This window comes from Frankia sp. CoWAU3 (genome assembly GCF_977971855.1).
Genome location: NZ_CDWWXB010000191.1, coordinates 1 through 6,143, shown reverse-complemented (window position 1 = coordinate 6,143; position 6,143 = coordinate 1). Strand labels below are relative to the sequence as shown.

The 6,143-nt window shown below is 72.9% G+C and carries 4 protein-coding genes and 1 tRNA gene; 3 read left to right on the top strand and 2 right to left on the bottom strand.

The features are described from left to right. Positions 1 to 555 precede the first annotated feature (555 nt). Entirely contained in the window at positions 556 to 2,211 is a 1,656-nt protein-coding gene (locus tag AC08ON_RS14855; protein WP_476617173.1) for an SCO6880 family protein, read from the top strand. A 692-nt stretch (positions 2,212 to 2,903) separates the two neighbouring features. Here the strand turns inward: AC08ON_RS14855 and AC08ON_RS14850 are convergent. Continuing rightward, positions 2,904 to 3,065, bottom strand: a complete 162-nt coding sequence (locus AC08ON_RS14850) for a hypothetical protein (RefSeq protein WP_476608203.1) — start codon at positions 3,063 to 3,065, stop codon at positions 2,904 to 2,906. 90 nt (positions 3,066 to 3,155) lie between these two features. Here AC08ON_RS14850 and AC08ON_RS14845 point away from each other — a divergent pair. Both AC08ON_RS14845 and AC08ON_RS14840 read left to right on the top strand, forming a co-directional pair. Continuing rightward, a tRNA-Thr gene (locus AC08ON_RS14845) sits at positions 3,156 to 3,228 on the top strand. Positions 3,229 to 3,815: 587 nt separating this feature from the next. Beyond that, complete coding sequence (locus tag AC08ON_RS14840; RefSeq protein WP_476608202.1) at positions 3,816 to 5,168, top strand: MMPL family transporter; 1,353 nt, start codon at positions 3,816 to 3,818, stop codon at positions 5,166 to 5,168. Between the two features lie 152 nt (positions 5,169 to 5,320). On the opposite strand, the gene AC08ON_RS14835 is transcribed toward AC08ON_RS14840, so the two are convergent. Next, the coding region (locus tag AC08ON_RS14835) for an AfsR/SARP family transcriptional regulator (protein WP_476617172.1) at positions 5,321 to 6,143 on the bottom strand (823 nt) is incomplete at its 5' end.

The window sequence follows — 6,143 nt, the reverse complement described above, 5'->3', positions numbered from 1 at the left end:
GCCGTCGGGGGATGGTTCCGGTGGATCCGGATCGGGGGAGCCGGGTGGGCTCGGGGAACCACGGAGCCTGCCCGATCCGGGGCGTCGCCGGCGGGGACAGTCCCAGCCTGGGCCGCACCGGCAGCCCCGATCGCAGCCGCGACCCCGACCGGCCGGGGACACCTCTGTAGGCGGGGAGGGTGACCCCGGGGGCCGGGAACCGGTCGGCGACCGGCGTGGCGGGCCCGGTACCGCTGCGTCTGGTGGGCGGCCGGGGCAGGTCAGCCTGCGGCGACGCCCGTCGAGTGCCTCGCCCGGCGGGAGCGTGGAACGGGAACGCAGACCCGGACCTCCAGGCCCGTCGGGTCCTCCAGGACCCGCGGGATCGTCAGGGTCTACGGGGCCGACCGGCCTGGGGGGACCCGGAGGCCCGCCGCCTACCCCTCCGGCTGGCGGTGGCGGGTCTTTCCGGCCGGGACCGGCAGGGGCACCGCCGGGCTGGCGGCGTCGACCCCGCACCGGTTCCTCCGCCCGTCCGGGTGGGGCCGCGACCCCACCCGAGGACCGGCCCGGATCATGAGCGGACCGGTCTACCATCTCGCCCCGCGCCGAGCCGGGACCGCGCTGTTCGGCGCCAGCGTCCCGCAGGTCATCCTGATTGGCCTCGGTGTCGGCGGGCTCGCGGCGGGCCCGAGGCTGCTCGGCGGCGGTTCCGGCACGACGGCCGGGGTTGGTGTGGCGGTGGCCTGCCTGCTGTTCGCGTTCGTCCGGGTCGGCGGGGAACCCCTGGTCCATCTCCTGCCGGTCGTCGCCGGCTACCTGCTGCACACCCGCCTGCTGCACACCCGCCTCCTGCACACCTGCGGCGGATGCCGGCCGTGCGCCGTCCCCTCCTCCGCTCGGCCGACGGGCATCGGGGCGGGGGCGGCCGGGTGGGGATCCGCCGGCCGCCGGTCCGAACGGGTGGATCTTCCCGCGGTGCCGCGGTCGGTCGAGGTGGTAGCGGCGGCGACCGGTTGCCGGGTACCAACCGCAGACGGGCAACCGGCCGGTCTGGTTCGTGACCGGCGCACCGGGACGATCACCGTGGTCCTCGACGTGCGCGGTGGCCCGTTCGGACTGCTCGACGGCGCCGGGAAGGACCGCCAGACCGCCGGATGGGCCCGGGTGCTGACCCAGTTCGCCCGGGAAACCCCGGTGGCCCGGCTCGGCTGGACGGTCCGCTCCGGACCGGCGACCGCCCTGGACCTCCCCGTCGAACCCCGCCGCCAGCCGGAATCCGCGGGGGCGGCCCGGTCGCGGCAGCCGGCGCGCCCGCCGGCGGGGGAGCTGCTGGCCTACCGGCGGCTCCTCGCCGAGGCACAGCCCGCCCTGATCCGCCACGACCTGCGGCTATGGCTGACCGTCCGCCCGACACGCGGAGGCCGCCACGCCGACGGCCGGGCCACCGCGCTGGCCGCCGCCGAAACCCTGGCCGACCGATGCGCCAGCGCCGGCCTGCACGTCCGCGGCCTGCTGTCCACCGCCGAGCTCACCAAGACCGTGCTCGACCACGCCGACCCGCCGCCTCCCGAAGCCTCGAAGGCCCTCGAAGCCCCCAGTCGTGCGGCGGAGCCGGACAGCGCATCGACTCCGGGCCTGGCGGCCCGCGCCCATCTCCCGGGAGCCGGCACACCGCGACCGCCGCAGCGCCTCCAGCCGGACAGCCTCACGCTGCGGGCGTGGTGGGACGCGGCCCGGATCGGCGACAGCTGGCACCGGGTGTTCTGGATCGCAGGCTGGCCCACCGGCGGACTGCGTCCGGGCTGGCTCGACCCCCTGCTCCATGACGTTCCCTGTGTCCGCACCCTCGCGCTCACAATGACCCCGGTGCCGTGGCGGGTCTCCCGCCGACGCATCAACAGCGACACCGTCTCCGTCGACACCGCCGTCCACCTCCGCGACCGGCATGCCTTCCGCGTCCCCGTCCACCTCACCCAGGCCCACGATGACATCGACCGCCGCGACGCCGAACTCACCGCCGGCTACCCCGAATACGCCTACCTCGGCCTCCTCGACGTCACCGCCCCCAGCCGGCACGACCTCGACGACGCGTCCGCCGCGATCGTCGACCTGGCCGCCCGCTGCGGCATCGTCGACCTGCGCCCCCTGCACGGCCGGCATCACACCGCCTGGGCCGCCACCCTCCCCCTCGGCCTCGCACCCCGGCCGACCGTCACCGGAGCACCCTGATGCCCAACCCTCTCACCCGGAACGGCCGAGAACACGAACGCCGACACGAACGCGGACCCGGGCGAGAACGCGGATGGGGCCGGTGGGGGCCGAAAGGCGCCCGGCTCGCCCTGCCGTGGAACGTCGCTACCACCGCACACCTGTGCGTGGTGAACCCCTGGTCGATCGAAGCCGGCCTCGGGGATCACGGCGTGTTCCTCGGCGCCAACCGGCTCGCCGGCGGCGCCTTCCACTTCGACATCATCGACGCCTACCAGGCCGGCCTCATCCAGGGACCGAACATGGTTGTCTCCGGCGCCGGCGCCTACGGCAAATCTGCGATCATCAAATCGTACGTGCACCGCGCCGCCGCGCTCGCCGCCCTGCACGGCCGGCCCCGCTTCACCGCCGTCATCGACCCCAAAGGCGAATGGACCCCCCTCGGCGACCGCCTCGGATACGCCACCCTGCGCCTCCGCCCCGGCGGCTACCTGCGCGTCAACCCCCTCGGCACCGGCACCGGCCCCGGCGCCGTCTCCGCCCGGACGGGTCTCGACGACCAGGTGGCCCGCCGCGCCGCGGTGCTCACGGCACTGCTCGCCGTCGCCCTCGGCCAAGCCGAACTCCCGGTTAGCCAGCAGCGGCTGCTCACCGCCGTCGCCCGCCACCTGTCCACCCAACAGACCACCCCGACCCTGGTCGACGTCCGCCGGCTACTCGCCCACCCCGACCACACCCTCGCAGCCAACCTCGACACCACCCCCACCGAACTCCTCGACCGCCGCAGCCCCCTCCTCGACGCCTGCGCCACCATCCTCGAACAGGACCTGCGCGGCATCTGCGACGGCCCCACCACCCCCGGCCTCTGGGATCATGCCCCCGGCCTGATCCTCGACCTGTCCGCGCTGCTCACCCACCGCCGCGCGCTGCGCCTCGTCCTCTCTTCAGGTATCGTCGAGGCACCGGCCGGTGTGGCGCAATTGGTAGCGCTCTCGACTTGTAATCGAGGGGTTAGGGGTTCGAGTCCCCTCGCCGGCTCTTGTGAGCCCGCCCGCGTCCGGCCAAGCGAACGCTTGGACCAGGGCGGCACAGTAACTCGGAGTCGCGTGCCCTTCATGCTCGCCACCGCCACGGCCGCGCTCCCGCTTCCCCGCCGACTGCCAGGCCGCCGCGGCGGGATCCGAACCGCTGTGGCGCCGTCCGGCCTGCCGGGGGGAACCTGGAAGTGGGGCAACCCCACGCCAGTGAGGCAGGTGGTACCAGGTGCAGCGGGCGAGGAGCTCCAGCTCGGCCCGCTCGGCCCGGTCGACCCAGTCGACCCGGTCGACCCGGTCAGCGCCACCATCGGGGTACCCCGAGCGGCACCGATACCGCCGTCCACATTCTTGCCACCGAAAAATGTGGTGCCGGAACCGGTGAACAAATTTTGTCACAGCGGTTGTCGGGCAGTTCGTGGCGGTACGGTCGAGCACGAGGCCAGGCGTGCGGGAACGCCGTAAAGTGCCGTCTCCCGTGAATCGTCTCCAGAATTATCGGACGACGAGCTCCACCAAAGAGCCCCACCAAAGAGTGATTGACGTTGCTTGTCCGCGAGATAGGTTGTCCAAAATAGCGAAGGGCCAACCATGCTGATCGTTGCGTTGACAGGCGTCGCACGTCTGTGTGCCCGCCGTCGCTGGATCGCGGTCGGCATGTGGGCGGTGCTCCTCCTGCCTGCGGTGTTCTTCGTGATCGCGGGTCACGCGCAATACAGCCACGATGTGACGGTTCCCGGTTCCGAGTCGCAGCGGGCAATGAATCTGGCGCGCAAGGTGATTCCGGGCGGCGTCCTGCCGGACACCGAACAGATCGTGCTGCACGCCAGGCGCGGCACGCTGGCGGACCCGCTGGTGCACCGACAGGTCGAGGAGCTGCTCGCCGATGTCGGGAAGCTGCCGGGGGTACTCACCGTCGCCGACCCGTTCGGACCACTAGGCAGGATGGTGCTGGGTGTGTCACCGGTCAGTGCCGACGGGCGCACGGCGGTGGCTCCGGTAATCATGAAAGCGTCGGCGCTCGAACTCGACCTCGGCGCGATCAAACGGGTCTCGGCCACGGCCCGGTCCTACGGCGGCCCCGAGCTTCAGGTGGAGCTGGGCGGACCGGGCGCGACCGCGCTCACCTCGGCCGGCGTCCCGATCCGACCGCTGCTGGCCGCCCTCGCCGTCGCGCTGGCGGTCTTGTGCCTGACCCTGCGTTCGAGGGTGGCCGCCATGATCGCCGCTGTCGTCGCGGCCATGGCCACCGTCACCACCGTGGCCGTCACGACAGTACTGTCCCACCATGTCCTGACTACTCCCTTCGCCGCTCTGCTTGGCGGCATGATCGCCCTCGGGGTCAGCCTGGGCGGGTCCGTCCTGGTCGTGTACCGGGCGCAGACTGCGTTGGCACGGGGTGTGAGCCCGGTCGACGCGGCCACCGAGGCGATGGTGAAGTCGGTTGCCGCCCTGGCCTCCGGTGGCGTGTGCCTGAGCGTGGCGATGACCGGCGTGCTCCTGCTGGACCTGGGCCCATTCACGGGAGTCGCCCTCGCGGCCGGGGTGGCCGGGGTGCTCAGCGCCCTGGTCACCCTCACGCTGTTGCCAGCGCTGCTCGTCCTCGGCGGCACCCGGATGCTGGGCTGGGTCGGACGGCATTCCCTGACCACGACGGGTCGTGGCCTACCGCACCGGCCGGGCGTGCGATCGTGGTGGGCCAGGCAGGTGGGGCGCCACCCGGCTGTCGCCGTGGCCGCGGCGTGTGTGCTGCTTGTCGCCATGGCGGCACCGGTGGTAACCCTGCGGCTCGGTGGCGCCGACGCGGGCGCGGAGCCCACGTCGGCCACCGCGCGACGCGCGTATGACGTGGTCAGCCGCGACTTCTTCAGCGGTCTCAACGGGCCGATGCTCGTCGTCGTTGACCGGGGAGAAGGCAGCCGGACCGTCGCTACGACCGTTTGACCCCGCCGATCGTTTCCCGTGTCGGGTCGTCCGTCGTCTCACCATCGCTCACCATGAACCGTCACGGTGGGCCTTTTCCGGCGGCCAGCAGAAACGGCCTCTCATGCCGCCGAGCGTATGTCCTGATGATCGGCACCTACAGCCCCACACGATCAAGATCTTCGGATTCGGAGATCGACCGGTGGCCGGCGGTGGGTGCTGTGGGTGAGGGTGCGGTAGAGGGTTTCGAGGTCGGGGTCGGTGGCGCCGTCCCAGAGGGGGTCGGCTTGTTCGGCGCGCAGGTAGGAGTGGTATTCGGCGCGGACGGCGCTGCGGTCGCCGGCGTGGGCGTAGGCGCGCATGCGCTGGGCGAACAGGCCGGGGTGGGCGGGCAGGACGGCGAGGCCGCGGCGGGTGGCGTCGAGGACGGCGGCGGTATCGCCGTGGGTGAGGTGCAGGTCGGCGAGGAGGAGGGCGGCGCGGACAACGGTGGTGGTGAGCTGGGAGCCGAGTTCGGCGTCGATCCACGGGTGGCGGGCGGGGGTGCCGCGGACGAGGTCGAGTCCCTCGGTGAGGGCGGCGATGGCGACCTCGGGATGGCGACGATGGGCTTCGGCGTGGCGGATGTGGGCGTGGAGCAGGTCGAGGTCGGTGACGACGGCGGGGTGGAGGGTGATGGTGGTGTGGCGGGTCGGGAGCCATTGCCGGGCCTGTTCGCCGGCGAGGGCGACGAGGATGCTGCGGGCGCAGCCGAGCTGGTTGTTGATGGAGCGGGTCTGGGCGCCGGTGGGCCAGAGGGCGGCTTCCAGGTCGGTGCGGGTGCGGCCGCGGTGGGTGGCGAGCCAGGCGAGGACTTCCAGGGTGCGTTCGCGGGCAAGGTCGCGTGAGGGTCGGCGGCCGTCGCGGGCGACGACGGCCAGGGGGCCGAGGAGGCCGATCATCACCTGCCAGTCGGGGCCGGTGTAGGGGGCGGGGTCGGGTTCGACGGGTGGCAGG